The organism is Leptospira kmetyi serovar Malaysia str. Bejo-Iso9, from assembly GCF_000243735.2.
GTDB classification, from domain to species: domain Bacteria; phylum Spirochaetota; class Leptospiria; order Leptospirales; family Leptospiraceae; genus Leptospira; species Leptospira kmetyi.
On record NZ_AHMP02000003.1, the window covers coordinates 645,001 to 660,482 of the forward strand.

The following is a 15,482-nucleotide window of genomic DNA, read 5'->3' on the forward strand; positions in this document are numbered from 1 at the left end:
CGAAAACGCAAGTTCCGCGGAACTCTATCTTGAAGTTGGAGATCCTTCTTTGGATACGTCTAAAATCCCGATGACGAAATCCATATCGTATCAGGATCAATACGCGCGTTGGAATAAGATTTTTTCATCGGGCGGTTATCTACAGGGAAACGTGGGAGAATTTCCCGAAAACGAAAAACTTTTTTTCGCACAAAGAGAAATCCGTTCCGTTACCTTGATCCCTCTTTTTGTTTCGAACGAATGGTTCGGGTTCGCGGGTTTCGAAAATTTCAAAACGACAAAAATCGTCAAAGAGGAAATTTTTACGATTCGTACTTTCGTGGATCTGATCAGCGTATTTTTAGAAAGAAAAAACATATTAGAAGAATTGAAAGTTCATAGGGAAAAACTCGAGGTCCTCGTGGATCAAAGGACGGAAGAACTCAATCTTCAAAAGGAAATGGCGGAAAAAGCGAACAAAGCCAAGTCGGAATTTTTGGCGAACATGAGCCACGAACTTAGAACTCCGCTCAATTCCATCATCGGATTTTCAAGACTGATGCAACTCCCCGATGACATGGAAAAGGAAAACAAGTATAAGGATCTGATCTTTCATTCGGGAGTTCACCTTTTGAATATCATCAACGATATTCTGGACGTTTCCCGAATCGAAGCCGGTAAATTGGTGTTGAACGAATCGGATTTCGATCTTAAGGAACTGACATCCACTTCGATCGAAATGATTCTCGGGCAGGCGATCACAAAAAAGATCGGAATGACGTTCGAGTTTTTTCCCGAAGGAGCCGACTTCGAGATCAAAGCGGATCCGAAACGAATTCGACAAGTGATTCTCAACTTGCTCGGCAACGCGATCAAGTTCACCGATTCTTCCGGAGAAATTTTAATCCGACTGGAAAGATTGGAGGATCGGTTTCTTCTCGGAGTTCGCGATTCGGGAATCGGAATTCCTCCCGAAGAGATTCCGAATATTTTCGAAACCTTTTATCAAGTAAAGAGAGAAGACAGAGGCGCGTATGAGGGAAGCGGACTCGGACTTCCGATCGTTAAAAAGATCGTCGAAGCGCATCACGGTTCCATCGAAGTGGAGAGCGAACTCGGGCGCGGTAGCAAGTTCAGCGTTTTTATTCCATTCTCCCCTTTTCAATCGAAGAACGACGTTTCGTTATCGTCGGCCTCGAGTCGAAATTCGACTTCGAACGCTTCCATGCAAGAATCCTTATATCCTTCTGAACTTAAGTCTCTATCGCTTCTCCTTGCGATTCAGGATCGAATTTATGATAGAGCGATTGAAAGATATTTCATACATAACGCACAAGAGTTCATTGCGCTCCGTACCGTGAAAGATTTTTCCAAAATTTCACAAAAAAGCCTCGATTCTCATAAAATACTGCTATATGATACACGTCTGCTCTTGGAAGAAACGGCGGTTGTCAGGTCCTTGAGAACCTTATTGAACGGGGATCCTAAGTTCAGACATCTCGTCCTTTTGGAAACCGCGGATATTCCGCTTCCGTTTCAGGAAGATTTGCTTCCTTTCTTCCCGGATTATACGATCCAGAACCCGTTTTCCTTAGATAAGTTGAAATCGATTTTAATCGAAATTGAGAAGGAGATATATCTTGGAGATCGAACTGAAAAAGAAGAATACTCTTCATAGAATTCCGAACGATCCGATTCTGATCGTCGAGGATAAACAAGAGAACAGCATTCTTCTCGAAAGCTTATGCGACGAGCTCGGCGTAAAACACGAGGTTGCGGCTAACGGAGCCGAAGCCATGCAACTCATCGGGGATCGCAAATATTCGGTTATTATTTTGGATCTTATGATGCCCGTGATGGACGGGGGCTCGTTTCTCGTAAAACTCAAAGAAATTTATCCGAACGCGGTGGTTCTCGTTCAAACGGCGATCGACAGCAACGAGAAGATCATCGAGATCATGAAACTCGGAGTGTTCGACTACATCATCAAACCGATTTACCCCGAAATTTTTCTCAAGGTTCTTCAGAAGGCTTTGAACTATTGTTATCTCAAAAACATGGAGGACAATCTCGCCGAGATCGAAGGTCAAAAATTGAGAAGTCAACTCGAATGGCTTACTTATAAGGAAACGATCCGGAAATCCGATAGCGAATCGTTTGAAAAAACTTCGATTCACAGTTTGAAAACTTCCCTTTCCCAAGGAAGCGGGATCGGAGCGATGACGAGTCTTTTGGATATGATCGATTCCGTTAAAATCCAAGAAGGAAACTATTACAAGGTGGACAAGGAAGTCTTGGATCTACTTCTCACGAACAATCGGATCACCAAAAACATGCTCCTCGGTTTGGAAAAACTTTTGAATCTGATCGATCAGGATTTCGAACCTTCGGTCGTTTCTTCCAAGGAAGTTCTCGAAAAAATCAAGGAACTGCCCGAAAGTCTGAATTCTTTTATGAATTCGAAAAAGGTTTCGGTAAACCTTCCCGTTCTAAAAAGAGAATATAAGATAAACGTAAACCTTTCCCTTTTGTATCTGGCGATGGAGGAACTTTTTTTAAACGCGTTCAAGTATTGTTCGTCCAATTCTCCCATCGAAATTTTTACGAACATAAACCAAAGTTATTTTTGTATCACGTTTAAGAATCGAGTGGATGTGAAACCGTACGGCGGAATTCCGGAAAAGTTCGAACAACTCGTGATCCAACCTTTTTTCCGAATCTATCCTCCCGTGGAAAACGTAAGTCATCTGGAAAAGTTCGGTCTTGGTCTCGGGCTTACCGCGGTGGATCATATCGTCCGTAAACATCACGGTCTTTTTTTCATACACAACGCGAACGATCATACTTCCGAGGACGTGAGTCTTTGCGTTCTCGCGGAAATTTTTATCCCACTGGTTTGACAAAGGAGAAAGTAAAGAATGAAACGAATTCTCATCGTGGACGACTCGGCGGTTTTTAGAAAAATTCTGAACCTGCATCTGAGCAATTCCGATTTCGACATACTCGAGGCCGTGGACGGTCAGGACGGATTGGATAAACTCCGAGGCGATAAGGTGGATTTGATCGTAAGCGATATGAATATGCCGAACATGGACGGGATCACTTTCGTAAAGGAGATCAAAAAAGATCCGAAGAATAAGTTTACTCCGATCATCATGCTCACCACTGAATCCCAGGAAGAAGTAAAAAGCGAAGGTTTGGCCGCGGGCGCGCGGGCCTGGTTGACGAAACCGTTCTCGCCGGAAGAATTGGTGCAAACGATCCACAAACTTCTCCCTTGATAACTATATGTCATTTTTATTATATACAAATCCGGCAATATACGAATCGAAGGATTCTTCGAAATCCGGTTTGAAAGTAACCGTCGAAGGCGAGCTGACGATCTACGAAGCCTCCGAATTCAAGGAGAAGCTCGACGGCGTAATGAAAGAGTCTCCCTTTTTTTTGGAAATCGATCTTTGGAAAATCGCGAAGATGGACACTTCTTGTCTTCAGATTTTGCTCGCTCTCAAGAAGGAAGCCAAACGAAAGGACGCGAACGTACGTTTCGTAAATCACAGTCACAGCGTTCTTCGATTGATCGATCTTTTCGGACTGACTGGATTCTTGAGAGATAAGATCAAACTTTCCAAAGAAGAACGCGAAGAATTTTCGTTTCAATACGGTATGAATAAGGACTAAAGATGGATCTTTCCGAAGTCAGGGACACGTTTATATCCGAATCCGAAGAATTGCTTTCTTCTATGGAATCCAATCTTTTGATTTTGGAAAAGGATTCCGGAAACACCGAGGGAATTCATTCGGTGTTTCGTGCGATTCACACGATCAAAGGAACTTCCGGGATGTTCGGTTACGAACCGATCGAAACGTTTACGCACGATGTGGAAACGTTTTTGGATCGGATCCGTTCCGGTAAACAAAACCTGACCAAAGAAGGAATCGAATTTCTTTTTTTAGCCTGCGATCATATCCGTCATCTTGTGGGAATCGTGGGCGATACCCTCGTGCTCGATTCTAAAACTTCTCATAGACAAGCCGAGCTGATTCAACTCGTGAAAAAACTTCTTTCCGAAACCTCCGCGGAGAGAACACAAACAACTTCGGATTCGGGGAAGAATGGCGAATCCAAAAAGAATACGATATCGTCGGGCTTTAGCCTTCCTTCCAGTTCCGCGTATTGGCAGATCACCCTAGTTCCGAATCCGCATCTTTTCGAATCGGGAATGGATCCTTATACGTTCATCAAATACTTATCCCAATCCGGAAAGATCAGACATCTTTTCGTATATCCCGATTCGATTCCCGATTGGGAAAGTTTTAATCCGGAGTTATCGTATCTCGGGTTTGAAATTTCCTACGAATCCTCTTCGGACGGAAACGAAATTCATTCCACGTTTGAGTTTGTCAAAGAAGGAAGTTATCTAAAGATTCTCCCTCCGCGATGCGCCTTAAGTTTTTTTGCGGAGAATTGCGATAACTTTCCATTGGGCAAGGAGGTTTATTTAAACGCGCTCGAGATTCAAAAATCGTTAAACGAAGAGGAAATCGAAAAATTAAGAAATAAATCCGACGGGCTCGTATCCGAAGAAAATTCGAGTTCCGTGATCGACTCGGGCGCCTCGCCTTCCGGTTCTTCTTCCCTTACGGAGAATGGAAAAGAATCCGAAACCCTCAAGATGCAAACCAAAACCTTACGAGTCGATTCTTCCAAGATCGACACGTTAATCGCTCTTGTGGGAGAATTGATCACACAAGAAGCGAATCTCAGCAGAAGAATCGGAGAAACGGAAGACACTCAGCTGATCGAAAGTTCGGAATCCTTGTATCGTCTTGTCAGCGAGATTCGCGAGTTCGCTCTCAGTCTTCGTATGGTGCCGATCGCGGATCTTTTTGAAAAATACAAACGGGTCGTTCGCGATCTTTCCAAAGAACTCAACAAACAAGTGGAACTGGAGATCATCGGCGGAGAAACCGAACTCGATCGATCCGTGATCGAAAAAATCGCGGACCCGATCGTTCACATTCTTAGAAACGCACTCGATCATGGAATCGAAACGGCGGAGGAAAGAATTCAAAAAGGAAAACCCGCCACGGGGAAATTACAAATCCAAGCAAGTCACGGCACGGGAAGTATATTGATCGTGATCCAAGACGACGGAAAGGGTTTGGACGCGGAGAAGATCGTCGAAAAGGCGATTGCAAAGGGACTGATCGGACGAGATCAGAATCTATCCGAATCCGAAATTTATTCCCTGATCTTTCAGCCCGGATTTTCGACCGCCGAACAAGTCACCAATCTATCCGGCCGGGGCGTCGGTATGGACGTGGTTCTTCGTAACATAGAATCCCTGCGCGGAACCGTTCAGATTCAAACGGTAAAGGATCAAGGTAGTTCCTTTCAAATTCGTTTGCCTCTGACTCTTGCGATCATAGACGGTTTTTTGGTTAAGGCTTCCGGTCTTTACTTTATCGTTCCGATGCAGATGGTGCGCGAAACGGTGGAATCCAAGGTCGTATTGAACGGTTCTTCGGCCGGAACCATGAATCTACGCGGCGAACTTCTACCAGTGCTTCATCTTTCCGAATTTTTGGTTTTGGAAAGATCCGCATTCGAAAAAGAGAATATTCTGATATTAGAATACGAAGACAAGTCCTTCGGGATCGTAGTGAACGATCTTCACGGAGAGGTTCAATCCGTGATCCGTCCGATGGCGGAAATTTTCAAAAATATCAAATGTTTCAGCGGCACCTCGATCTTGGGAAGCGGTGAAATCGCGTTTATACTCGACGTTCCGGGATTGTATAATTCGATCCGAGATCAGGAACAAAATAAGAACAGGGAGCTTACCGCTAAGACGGGTTAGGGATTAGAAATACGGAATTATTTTACAGATTTTGAATATGGAGAAAACAGATGTTTCGAAAAAACTTAGGAATTTGGATCGGACTCGCCATCACCATAAACGGATTCGTTTTTTTATCGATTCAAAATTTTCGGAGTTTTGCTCCCGTTTCGGGAACGAATTCCGGAGAACGTTTGGAGTCCCTGCGACGATCCGGTGAATCTTTCTTGAAGACGGAGGAATCTTTTTCGGAATTCTCCCTTCATCTTTCTCTGGGAAAGGAAAAGGAATCCCTAATCGACGATCTCGATAAAATCGAAACGAATCTAAAAAATCTGAAATCGAATCTCGCCGATTCGGAACAAAAAGAAGACGCTTCGATCCGAAAGTTCGATAAGAAGATCGCTTCTCTTTTTTCTTCCTTGGAGGACTTGAAGGAGAGAATCTCGGCTTCTAAGGATTTAAAAAAAGATTCCCCTCTTCTTTTAAAATCTCCATTCTTCGGAGAATTTTCGGACTTTAGACAAGCCAGAACGGAAATCTACAAAGAACTATTGAAATCCGCGGAATCGGCTTCGGTCGCGGCCGTTCCCACGAACGCGGACAATCCGTTCTTAATTACAATTTTAGAATATACGGGAGTTTCGATTCTTCTGATAGGAATGCTCTGGTGGTTTAGTAGAAACAGTCAAAGTACCATTCTCAATTTGGAAAGGGAATTTTTGAGAATGAGAACCGCCGTGGACAACGTCACAACGAATATCATGATGGCGGACCGGAATTTCGACATCGTCTATATGAACAAAGCGATTCGGGAAATGTTCGGGAAAGCGGAAACGGACATCAAAAAACAACTCACCAACTTCAATCTCGGAAGTCTGATGGGAACCAACATCGATACCTTTCATAAAAATCCAGCGCATCAAAGAGGGCTTTTGAATCAGCTCAGCGGAACCTTTCAATCCTCGATCTCGATCGGAGGTCGTGATTTCGATCTGATCGCAAATCCGATCACGGACGTAAAGGGAAACAAACTCGGCACGGTCGTCGAATGGAACGATGTCACGGAACAGAATAAAATCCAAAAACAAAGAAAGTTCGAGAACGAGGAACTGACACGCGTTAAAGTGGCCTTGGACAACGTGACCACGAACATCATGATGGCGGACCGGAATCTGAACATCGTGTATATGAACAAATCGATTCGTTCCATGTTTCATCTCGCGGAAACGGATATCAAAAAACAGTTCGCATCTTTCAATCCGAGCGCGTTGATCGGAACGAACATCGACACCTTTCATAAAAATCCAGCGCACCAAAGAGGACTATTGGATAAATTGTCGGACACTTTCCGTTCTTCGATCACGATCGGAGGAAGGACCTTCGATTTGATCGCAAATCCCATCATCGACGAAAACGGAGAACGTTTGGGCTCCGTGGTGGAATGGAGCGACGTAACGGAACAAAACAAAATTCTCGAACAAAGAAAAATCGAAAACGAAGAATTGATCCGGGTTAAGGTCGCCTTGGACAGCACTTCGACCAACATCATGATCGCCGATAACGAATTCAATATTCGTTATATGAATAAGGCCGTCGTTCAGATGCTCGAGAACGGTGAATCCGATATCAAAAGACAGTTTGCGCATTTCAATCTCAAGACGTTGCTCGGATCGAATATCGATCAGTTTCACAAAAACCCCGCGCATCAAAGAGGAGTTTTGAGTAGTTTTACCGGAATTCACAAGGCTACGATTAAAATCGGAGGAAGAACGTTCAATCTCATCGCCAATCCGATTTTGGACGCAGGTGGAAAACGACTTGGTTCGGTTGTGGAATGGTCGGACGTAACGAACGAACTCGCCGTTCAGGACGAGGTGGAAGGAATCGTAAACGCGGCCGCAAAAGGAAACTTTACGACTCGAATTTCTTTGGATTCCAAGAGCGGATTTTTTCTCAATCTAAGCCAATCCTTGAACCAATTGCTGGAGGTCAGCAATCGAGGTTTAAACGAGGTCGTGGAAGCCTTGGAAAGAATTTCCGCAGGAAACCTGACCCAAAAGATAACGAACGAGTATCACGGAACTTTCGGAATGTTGAAAGAATATTCCAATACCACGATGGATAAACTCAACGAGATCATCGGAGATATCATCGTACGTTCTTCGAGTCTTGTAACGTCCGCGACTGAGGTTTCGTCCACGGCGAATTCTCTCAGCCAAGGCGCATCGGAACAAGCCGCGAGCGTCGAGGAAACGACTTCTTCCTTGGAAGAGATGACCGCATCCATCGATCAGAACGCGCAAAATTCTCGTCAGACGGAACAGATCTCTTCCAAATCCTCCAAGGACGCGGAAGAAGGCGGAGCTTCCGTGATCGAAACGGTGAAAGCGATGAAGCAGATCGCGGAGAAGATCAGCATCATCGAGGATATCGCGTATCAGACCAACTTACTCGCGTTAAACGCCGCGATCGAAGCCGCAAGAGCCGGGGATCATGGGAAAGGATTTGCGGTTGTCGCGTCCGAGGTTCGTAAACTCGCCGAAAGAAGTCAGAAGTCCGCAAATGAAATCAGCAGTTTGGCCGGAAGCAGCGTTGCGATCGCGGAAAGAGCGGGTGATTTGATTTCTCAGATCGTTCCTTCGATTCGTAAAACGGCGGATCTCGTTCAGGAGATCACTGCGGCCAGCGACGAACAAGCCGCGGGAGTTTCCGAAATCAACAAGGCTATGGGACAACTCGATCAGGTTTCTCAACAAAACGCATCGGCTTCGGAAGAATTGGCCGCAATCTCCGAAGAGATGAACGCACAAGCGGAACAACTCAGAGAATCGGTTCTTTTCTTTAAGATTTTGGACGGGGACAAACGGATGAGCAACGGAGGCGGATTGATTCATCGGGATCCTTCCGGAAGCAGAATCCTAAAAACGACTCCGACGACTCGAAAAGATTTGAACAAGGGTAAATCCGAAAACTCTGGTTTATCCTCAACGACCGAAAAGTTCGAGAAATATTAATAAGAGGCGGACGATGAACAATACTTTGGAGGAAAACCAGTTTCTTACGTTCTATCTCGGAGAAGAATGTTATGGAATTGGAATATTAAACATCAAAGAGATAATCGAATACTCCGGTTTGACGAACGTTCCCTTGATGCCCGAGTTCATTCCCGGCGTGATCAATCTAAGAGGAAACGTGGTTCCGGTCGTGGATCTAAAACACAAGTTCTTCAAAAGTAAGATAGAACCCGATCGAAAGACCTGCGTGATCATCGTCGAACTCCACTCGCAAAGAAACGGAGACGCAAAAGAAAAGACCGATCTCGGTATTCTCGTCGAATCCGTTAACGAGGTCGTATCGATTCCGGGTAACGATATAGAACCCGCACCCACATTCGGTTCAAAGATCAAAGTGGATTTCATTTTGGGAATGGCGAGACAGGAGAACGGGTTTATCATCATCTTAAACACGGAGAAAATTCTCAACTTGGAAGAATTGAGTTCGCTCGAGGAAGGTCCTCCCGTCGAAGCGCTCGTGGAAAACGCATGACGGAACCGGATACGATCCGGGATCTTTTTTTGCAACCCGGAGGTTTTTGTTGGGGCAGAAGAAACCTGAGAATCAGAACCCTTCTCGGTTCCTGCGTTTCGATTTGTTTCTGGAACCCTTCCCTTCTTTACGGAGGAATGGCGCACGTTATGCTACCGTCTCGGCCGAGCGGAGACGTTCGTCCGAACCTTGACGCGAAGTACGCGGACGACGCGCTCCAGCTTTTTTTTGAAAAGATCGGACAAACCGGAGGAAGAAGCGGTCACTATCAGATCAAACTTTTCGGAGGAGCTTCCATGTTTTCGACGGAAGAGGAAAAACTTCTCGAGATCAAATCGGAACGCGATATCGGAATGAAGAATATCCATTCGATTCGAGAACTCTTGAACAAAAATCGTCTTGCGATCACTTCCGAAGACCTCGGAGGTTTTTCCCATAGAAGGGTTTTCTTTTCGCTTTGGGACGGAGAAATTTATGTGGAACGTCCCGAGAGCGCATAACGTATGATCCGCGTTTTTATCGTAGACGATTCCGCCGTCGTTCGTCAGGTCCTTACGCAAATTCTAAGCAAGGATCCGGAGATTGAAATCATAGGATTCGCGTCCGATCCGATCTTTGCGTCCGAAAAACTTTCCTCGGTTTGGCCGGACGTTTTTATTCTCGATGTGGAAATGCCTCGTATGGACGGAATTTCCTTTTTAAAAAAGATCATGTCGGAACGGCCTACTCCCGTGATCATCTGTTCCTCGTTAGCCGAAAAAGAATCCGAAACCGCCGTACTCGCGATGAAACTCGGAGCGATCGACATCATCGAAAAACCTAAAGTCGGTTTAAAAAATTTTCTGGAGGAATCGGAAATCCTCTTTACGGATTCGATCAAGGCCGCTTCCAAAGCGCGGATTAAATTTCACGCGTCGCACAACGGCGATTCCGGTTTTTTTGAAAATCATAAACAAACGAAAGCGGATTTTTCCAAGATCAGCACGACGGATAAGCTGATTGCGATCGGAACGTCCACCGGCGGCACGCAGGCTTTGGAATTCATTCTCACCCAATTGAACGTGCATTGTCCGGGAATTGTGATCGTACAACATATGCCCGAAAAATTTACGGAAGCGTTCGCCAATCGTCTGGATCAAATCTGCGAGATTCAAGTGAAAGAAGCGAGGGACGGAGATCGAATCCAACTGGGTTCGGCATACATCGCACCCGGTAATAAACACATGGAAATTTATCTAAGCGGCGCTCAGTTTCACGTTCGTATTTTGGACGGACCCTTGGTCAATCGTCATCGACCTTCGGTGGATATTCTTTTCAATTCGGTGGCTAAGGTCGCGGGTAAAAACGCGAAAGGAATCATCATGACGGGAATGGGGAACGACGGCTCCAACGGACTTTTGAGAATGAAACAGACCGGCGCGTTTACGATCGCACAAGACGAGAATACTTGTGTCGTTTTCGGAATGCCCAAGGAAGCGATTCTAAAAGGCGCCGTGGATACGATTCTACCTTTGACCAAGATCGTAAAAGAGGTTCAGAATTTTTAAAGGCTCGGAGCAGCGCGCTCTGTGGTCTAAAGAAAAAAAACGGCGAACCCAAATTGTGGACCCGCCGTCGTTTTTTGTTATGCGAAAACGAAAGGAAAGAATTTTTAAACCAGACTGAGCGTGGTTTTCTTTTTTCTTTCGGCGATTTCCGCTTCGGTTTCGATATGAATCACCTCGTCCGGAACGATCTTGAAAATCGTTTGTCCTTTCGAAATGATCTTTCCGTCGCTGTCGTTTAACAAAATCTCCTTAACGGTTCCGCTGAAAGGAGCCGAGATCTTGTTGAACATTTTCATAACTTCCACGATGAACAAAGGTTGTCCCGCTTTGAAATGATCTCCCACTTTGACCATCGGAGGAAGATCCGGAGCTTCTTTGGAATAGAACATTCCTCCCATTGGAGCCACGATTTCGTCCGAGCTTGCTTTCGGAGGCGGAGCCAAAAACTTGATAAACGCGTCTCTTGTTTCCGTCTTTTTGAATTCTTCCGGGATAACCGCTTCGAGTTTTTCATCCACGCTCAGGTTGTAGAAACCTGAATTTAAACCTGCAGAAGGAAGAAGTTTCAGCAACTCGAGTCCCGTCTGAAAGCCGTTATGCGATTGAAGAACGGAAGCCAGAACCGCGGCTTCAACTCCGCCGATCGATTTGCCGGAGTTCAACGCGTTTACGAGTTCGATGGAATCCGCTGCGATTCCGCTTCTTCTGGAAAGCTCCTGATAAAAGGAAAGAGCCTTCTGAAGAATTTCGTTGTCGTGATCCCAGATCTGCTCCGAAGGAGGAAGATTCGGATCGGCTTCCATGTTCAGATAATGATACAAATCGGAAAGAACGAAGATCGGATTTCTAAGCCACTCGATTTTGGAGCCGGAAACTTTCCAAGAACGGTTCAGATGAAAACCGATAAAACCGGCAACCAAGTGCGCGTCCTTGAGAATCTCTCCGATCGGTCTCGTAATCAAAGTCAGTTTTCTTCCGAGAACTTTTTTCGCTTCCGGAGAAGGCGATTCGGAAATAAATTTCTTCCAAGCGATTTCGAGATCCACGTCCTTGGTGATCTTTTCCAGAGCACCCACTCCCGCGAGATAGGAAATCATAAACGCTGTGGAAGGTTTGAACATCGCGTCCTTACCGAGAATCCAGTTGATCAAACCGTAATGAACCAAAAGGTTCGTTTGAAGATCGTAACCTCTGAGTTCGGTTTTTCTCAGAATATTTCCTAAACGAACGAGATTGTCCGTACGGTTTTCTCCGTGAGAGATGAGAAGAGCGATGTTCGAATCATACGCTCCAGCTACTTTATAATGTACGAATAAACCCATGTCCGGGTTTCGGATGCTGATCCCTTGGTCGTCTCGGATTTCATCCGGAAGCGGTTTGGACCAGTTCATGATCACGCCGCCCGCGTGCGGTTGGATCGCTTTGTTGGTCGCGTTGATACGAACTTCCGCACCGGATGGATAACGGAGAATTCTTTCCGGTTTTTGAAGACGTTTGCCGTGCAGTGAAAGAAGAGCCATCGCCTCGATCAAACTGTCGACTATGAAAAATTCGTTTTGATTTTCCGGGTTTTTAAACTTCAGAGAATAAACCATCTCGGTAACTCTGTGTTCCACCTGAATTCTCGTGTTCACTTCCATAAAGAAGTGATTGGTTCCTTCCACGATGGACTCGAACGTGGAAACGCTGTTGAGTTTTACCGCGGCTCCGAAACGTTCGGATTGTTCTTCCATTTCACGGAGAACTTTCAGATCTCCTTTGAGAACTTCCGCTTTTTTCGGATGTGTCGCCGAACAAACGGCGATTTCTTTTTCGAGAAGTTCCTGAGTTAAGGAAAGTTCGAGAAGTTTTTGTTCGTGCATCTGAACGGAACAATCTCTTCCGCCCAAGGCAAGACACCATTCTCCGTTACCGATGAGCTGGATTTCGTTGTGTCTCGTGTTTTCGATGTTTAGTTCTATGAGAAAGTTTTTGTTCGTTCCCGGAGCGGTAACCTTGGATTCGGAAAGAATTTCTTGGACCGCACCTTTGACTTCTTCGATTTTGGAAACGACCCTTTGTCCCTTACCGCCGCCTCCGCCGATGTATTTAAAACGAATTCGATTTTTTGAATATTTTTCCCAAATCTTTTTCGTTTCTTTTTCGGCTTCGACTTGAAGATCCGCGATGGATACGAGTTCTATAATTTTAGAATATCCTAATTCTAACAACTTCTCCGCGTTGATTTCAAGCGATGCGGAGGAATCGAACGTAAAATCGATTCCTTTTTCCTTCGCTAATTTTTCCAGAGCCTTCGCGTCCGGAGCTTTTGCGAGAAGTGCGAGAGAGGAAATATTGTCCACACCGGGCGTTACGGAAACGTCCAGTTGTCTTGCGATTTTTTTCGCCGCGTCTTTAGAACCCGCTTGGTTCGCAACGTAAGAAGCGGGACCCATAAACACGACGCCGCTTTTTTCGATCGCTTCGATGAACTCGGAATCTTCCGCCATAAATCCGTAACCGGCGAAGATATGAGTGTATTTGTTGTCCTTTGCAATGGAGATGATCTGTTCGATTCTCTCCACTTTTTCTTCCTTACCGGCTCCCATATAATCGGGAACGCGGTGAATGTTGTGAGGAAAACGAAATCCTCGGAGTTCCGGCGCAAGAGCCATCGGATAAACGACGGAGTCTTTTTCGGAAAGAAGAATTCCGTATTCTCTGATTCCGATCGAATCGAAAATTTCCATCGCTTCCTTACGAACGGGACCGCGGCAAACGATCAGACATTTGATCGATTCGAGTGAAAAAGAACGAATCCAAGCGGAGTTGGATTGATGAAATTGAATGCGATTGTTTTGAAAGTCGATCATGTCGATTACTCAAACTCCCTTTGAGGTCCGGACAGAGGAGCCGGTTTATAATGTCGGATTAAATAATCCAGGTTTTGGAAAAGAATACTTCTTGTGGTTCCAGGAAGTACGATTCTGGAAACGGAACCGAGAGAAAGCGCTTCTTTCGGATTCATCAGTTCCTTTTCGTATTGTGTGGAAAGCACTTGGAGTTTTTTGTCGCGGACGACGATCGCTTCCTTTTCGGACATTCCCTTCTTTACGTTTTCCTGATATTCCCTTTGGATCGCGGAAACTTCGTCCTTGTAGACGTAGTCTTTTCCGGCGGGTCCCATCACCGCGATTCTTGCGGTAGGAAGCGCGAACACCATGTCCGCTCCCACGTGATAGGAGTTGAAACAAGCGTAAGCTCCGCCGAACGCGTTTCGAATAATCAAAGTTAAACGAGGCGTGCGGATGTCGATGATCGAATCCAAAAGTTTTCTACCTTCGAGAACGATTCCGTTTTGTTCCTGTTCTTTACCGGGTAAGAATCCGGTCGTGTCTTCCAAGAAAACGATCGGGATGTTGTAGAGGTTACAGAAGCGGATAAATCTCGTTCCCTTTCTAGCGGCGCTGATGTCGATCTGACCGGAGGAAACCGCCGAGTTGTTGGCGACGAACGCGACCACGTGACCGCCGATTCTTCCGAAAGCGGTTACTAAGTTTCTGGAACGTTGTCCTTGGATTTCGAAATACTGACCGTGATCGCAGATATTCTGAAGATACAAAGTGATGTCGAAAGGAGTATTCATCCCCGTTGGAGAGTTGAAGGTTTTCTTAAAAAGAATCTCTTCTTCGTAGATGAACCTGTCCGTCGGATCCGAGGTCGGATGGAACGGCGCAAAGGAATGATTGTTATCGGGAAGATAAGAAAGTAAACGAAGCGCGGTTCTCAAAGATCCGAGTTCGTCTCCGGTAACGATATCGACAACGCCGCTTTGTCCGTGAACCTTGGGTCCTCCCAAATCGTCCGCGGAGATATCTTCTCCTAATACGGATTTGACGACGCCCGGTCCGGTTAGACCGAAGAAGGTGTTATCGCACTGGATCATAAACGATCCCTGACGCGGAAGATAAGCTCCTCCACCCGCGTTGAATCCGAACATGAGCATCAAACTCGGAACTACGCCGCTGATTTTTCTCAGAGCGGTAAACGCCTCGCTATAACCGTCGAGACCGCCCACACCCGCCGGAACGTACGCTCCTGCGGAATCGTTCATTCCGATCAAGGGGATTCCGTGTTCTCCCGCCATGTAGATCAGTCTTGCAAGTTTACTTCCGTTGGTTGCGTCCATAGAACCGGCGCGCAAAGTAAAGTCGTGACCGTAGATCGCAACGTCTCTACCGTTGATGTTTAAGATTCCGGTAACGAGGGAAGCTCCGTCGAGACTCTTTCCCCAGTTTTGATAAAGGATATTGGGTTCTTGTTCCGTGAGAACTTTGATTCTTTCCCAGACGGTCATTCGATCTTTCGAATGTTGAACGAGAATCCTGTCGACTCCTCCTCCTGCGAGCGGTTTGCTCAGGAGATCTTTTCCTAATTCGTTGGCTTCTTCATAAAGACCACGGGTTTTAGGAACGTCAGGTTCTGACGTGGATTGGAATGGATTTTCCAGTGAATATTTTGCTTCGGACATGCGAGAACCTTTAAATGGAATGAAATATATCCAGTTTTTAAAGAAAGGATTCTC

10 protein-coding genes and 2 pseudogenes (1 of these 12 running past the window's edge) are annotated in these 15,482 nt (G+C 45.6%); 10 read left to right on the plus strand and 2 right to left on the minus strand.

Annotated elements, in window-relative coordinates; genetic code table 11:
- The 10 genes and pseudogenes from LEP1GSC052_RS05425 to LEP1GSC052_RS05465 form a co-directional block, all read left to right on the plus strand.
- Window positions 1-1,132, plus strand: a pseudogene (locus LEP1GSC052_RS05425) (PAS domain-containing sensor histidine kinase); its annotated part reaches 563 nt to the left of the window's first position; the annotation flags it as partial.
- 75 nt (window positions 1,133-1,207) lie between these two features.
- Window positions 1,208-1,657: pseudogene (locus LEP1GSC052_RS21785) on the plus strand (PAS domain-containing sensor histidine kinase); the annotation flags it as partial.
- Window positions 1,620-2,879 (plus strand): hybrid sensor histidine kinase/response regulator, encoded by a 1,260-nt coding sequence (locus tag LEP1GSC052_RS05430; protein WP_010574801.1) that lies wholly within the window; start codon window positions 1,620-1,622, stop codon window positions 2,877-2,879. The pseudogene LEP1GSC052_RS21785 and the gene LEP1GSC052_RS05430, both read left to right, overlap by 38 nt.
- Before the next feature lie 18 nt (window positions 2,880-2,897).
- Window positions 2,898-3,260 carry a response regulator gene (locus LEP1GSC052_RS05435; RefSeq protein WP_010574802.1) on the plus strand — a complete coding sequence of 121 codons (363 nt, stop codon included), beginning with the start codon at window positions 2,898-2,900 and terminating at the stop codon, window positions 3,258-3,260.
- Window positions 3,261-3,267: 7 nt separating this feature from the next.
- Window positions 3,268-3,660 carry an STAS domain-containing protein gene (locus LEP1GSC052_RS05440; protein WP_020985668.1) on the plus strand — a complete coding sequence of 131 codons (393 nt, stop codon included), beginning with the start codon at window positions 3,268-3,270 and terminating at the stop codon, window positions 3,658-3,660.
- 2 nt (window positions 3,661-3,662) lie between these two features.
- The gene (locus LEP1GSC052_RS05445) at window positions 3,663-5,843 is read left to right on the plus strand and encodes a chemotaxis protein CheA (protein ID WP_010574804.1); all 2,181 of its coding nucleotides are present in this window, start codon (window positions 3,663-3,665) and stop codon (window positions 5,841-5,843) included.
- 50 nt (window positions 5,844-5,893) lie between these two features.
- Window positions 5,894-8,839: a methyl-accepting chemotaxis protein gene (locus tag LEP1GSC052_RS05450; protein WP_010574805.1), complete on the plus strand. Its 2,946-nt coding sequence runs from the start codon at window positions 5,894-5,896 to the stop codon at window positions 8,837-8,839.
- 13 nt (window positions 8,840-8,852) lie between these two features.
- Window positions 8,853-9,371: a chemotaxis protein CheW gene (locus tag LEP1GSC052_RS05455; protein WP_010574806.1), complete on the plus strand. Its 519-nt coding sequence runs from the start codon at window positions 8,853-8,855 to the stop codon at window positions 9,369-9,371.
- Window positions 9,368-9,871 carry a chemotaxis protein CheD gene (locus tag LEP1GSC052_RS05460; RefSeq protein ID WP_020985796.1) on the plus strand — a complete coding sequence of 168 codons (504 nt, stop codon included), beginning with the start codon at window positions 9,368-9,370 and terminating at the stop codon, window positions 9,869-9,871. Before LEP1GSC052_RS05455 ends, LEP1GSC052_RS05460 begins: the two co-directional genes overlap by 4 nt.
- A 3-nt stretch (window positions 9,872-9,874) precedes the next feature.
- Window positions 9,875-10,918, plus strand: coding sequence for a protein-glutamate methylesterase/protein-glutamine glutaminase (locus tag LEP1GSC052_RS05465; protein WP_010574808.1), 1,044 nt, complete (start codon window positions 9,875-9,877; stop codon window positions 10,916-10,918).
- Between the two features lie 104 nt (window positions 10,919-11,022).
- On the opposite strand, the gene LEP1GSC052_RS05470 is transcribed toward LEP1GSC052_RS05465, so the two are convergent.
- Together LEP1GSC052_RS05470 and LEP1GSC052_RS05475 are read right to left on the minus strand one after the other, a co-directional pair.
- Window positions 11,023-13,770, minus strand: coding sequence for an ATP-binding protein (locus LEP1GSC052_RS05470; protein ID WP_010574809.1), 2,748 nt, complete (start codon window positions 13,768-13,770; stop codon window positions 11,023-11,025).
- Window positions 13,771-13,775: 5 nt separating this feature from the next.
- Entirely contained in the window at window positions 13,776-15,428 is a 1,653-nt protein-coding gene (locus tag LEP1GSC052_RS05475) for an acyl-CoA carboxylase subunit beta (RefSeq protein ID WP_010574810.1), read from the minus strand.
- Window positions 15,429-15,482 lie beyond the last annotated feature (54 nt).

Coding starts and splice junctions, on each gene's coding strand:
- LEP1GSC052_RS05435 (WP_010574802.1), top strand. CDS start 2,898: ATGAAACGAATTCTCATCGTGGACGACTCGGCGGTTTTTAGAAAAATT.
- LEP1GSC052_RS05440 (WP_020985668.1), top strand. CDS start 3,268: ATGTCATTTTTATTATATACAAATCCGGCAATATACGAATCGAAGGAT.
- LEP1GSC052_RS05445 (WP_010574804.1), top strand. CDS start 3,663: ATGGATCTTTCCGAAGTCAGGGACACGTTTATATCCGAATCCGAAGAA.
- LEP1GSC052_RS05450 (WP_010574805.1), top strand. CDS start 5,894: ATGTTTCGAAAAAACTTAGGAATTTGGATCGGACTCGCCATCACCATA.
- LEP1GSC052_RS05455 (WP_010574806.1), top strand. CDS start 8,853: ATGAACAATACTTTGGAGGAAAACCAGTTTCTTACGTTCTATCTCGGA.
- LEP1GSC052_RS05460 (WP_020985796.1), top strand. CDS start 9,368: ATGACGGAACCGGATACGATCCGGGATCTTTTTTTGCAACCCGGAGGT.
- LEP1GSC052_RS05465 (WP_010574808.1), top strand. CDS start 9,875: ATGATCCGCGTTTTTATCGTAGACGATTCCGCCGTCGTTCGTCAGGTC.
- LEP1GSC052_RS05470 (WP_010574809.1), bottom strand. CDS start 13,770: ATGATCGACTTTCAAAACAATCGCATTCAATTTCATCAATCCAACTCC.
- LEP1GSC052_RS05475 (WP_010574810.1), bottom strand. CDS start 15,428: ATGTCCGAAGCAAAATATTCACTGGAAAATCCATTCCAATCCACGTCA.